This window comes from Ideonella sp. P3_A4 (assembly GCF_056403075.1).
In genome coordinates, this window is sequence record NZ_JBFUGE010000957.1 from 1 (window position 1) to 1,676 (window position 1,676).

The window sequence follows — 1,676 nt, forward strand, 5'->3', positions numbered from 1 at the left end:
GCTTACACCTGCGCCGGTGCGTCGAGCGGTTCCGGCCTGCCGGTGCAGAACATCGACCTCGCGTCGTTTTTCAAGCCGGAGGATTCGAAGTGCAAGGAGGCCTTCTCGCCGGCGATGGCGCTGGTCAAGGCCAAGGCCAATCACGCGGTCACCGGCAGCTCCAGCGGCAGTGCGCAGGCCCTGCCCGGTGGCAAGCTACGGGTGCGAACCAGCAACAGCACCAGCAACAACGGCGAGGTCGGTGGTGCCATCGCCGGCTTCACCGAYGTGTTGATGATCGACGCGCCCGGGCTGACCAACACCTCCGGCTGGCTGTACTACCGCGTCAAGGTCAAGGGCACGCTCGAAACCCATGGCCTGAGCGGCGCGACCTTGTTCCGCATCCTGCCGCTCGTCCCGCACCTGCCCACCGGGTGGAAGGATTGGTCGGCGCAGACCGACTGGTCGTTGCCCGACGTCGTGCTCAACGTCGACGAAACGGCCATCGTGTACGCGAGCTTCGTCTTCGGCCAGCCCTTGAACCTGACCACTACCGCGTGGGCGATCTCCAGTGGCGGCAACACCCACGGCACCGTGGCCTTCGACGCGAAGGACTCGATCCGCCTGAAGGGCGTGGACCACATCACCACCTACGAAGGTGCGCCGGTCACCAACTACACCTTGAGCTCGCAGGCCGGGCTGAATTGGTGAGTCGAGGGCCGGGCCGCTTGTGGAGCGGCCGGTAGGTCGAGTCAGGGAGGCAGCATGAAATCGATCAAGACGTTGGCCGCGGCATGGCTGTTGGCCGGACTGACCGCGGTGCCTTTTGGCGCAGCCCGGGCCGAAGACAGCCGTGCCGCAGTCGAGACCCGTTACCGGCAGGCGCATGCCTTGGTGGGCGACGAAGGCCGGGCTCCTTTCGATGCGAAGCTGGCCAAAGGGCCGGATGGGAACTTCTACGGCACCACTCAGTTCGGCGGTGCGCAGGGCGGTGGCACCGTTTTTCGCATGACGCCCGAGGGCGACACCCAAGTGCTGCACGCCTTCGTCGACGAGGGCGGCGAGGCGGTGCCGTCGGGCCTCACCTGGGGCCTGGATGGCCACTTCTACGGTGTCACCACTTTTGGCGGCAGCGACAACTTTGGCAGCTTCTACCGCATGACCTTGGACGGTGAGGTGACTGTCCTGTATTCGTTCAAGCTGGATCAGGACGTGCCCAATATCTGGCCGGCGCATGGCCTGATGCTGTCAGGCGACGGCCGCTTCTACGGAGTCACACGTGGCACGGTCTATGGCATCACGCCGGCCGGTGAGGCGACGGTGCTGCACCGCTTCGAGGAGAAGCAAGGGAGCTCTCCCAACGGAGGCTTGATCGAGGACGACGCCGGCAACCTGTACGGAACGACCGGCTCCGGCGGCGCGTTCGGTCACGGCGTGGTCTATCGGCTGACCAAGTCGGGCGTGTTGACGGTCCTGCATTCGTTCGCCGGCCACCGCGCCGATGGTGCTTCTCCTCGCGGTGGTTTGGTGCTGTTGGACAACATGCTCTACGGCGTCACGGGGACGGGCGGGCAGCACCGACAGGGCACGGTGTTTCGCCTGTCGACGGAAGGCGGTGACTACCAGTTGCTGTACTCCTTCAAGTCCGCAAAGGGCGCGCCGTACTGGCCCTCCTCAGGCTTCATCCTGGCTCCGGA

Annotated in this window: 2 protein-coding genes; both read left to right on the forward strand. The window is 65.5% G+C overall.

From position 1 onward, the window contains the following. The coding region (locus AC1DYI_RS34840) for a hypothetical protein (protein ID WP_477208669.1) at window positions 1-690 on the forward strand (690 nt) is incomplete at its 5' end. A gap of 54 nt (window positions 691-744) precedes the next feature. Beyond that, the coding region (locus tag AC1DYI_RS34845; RefSeq protein ID WP_477208670.1) for a choice-of-anchor tandem repeat GloVer-containing protein at window positions 745-1,676 on the forward strand (932 nt) is incomplete at its 3' end.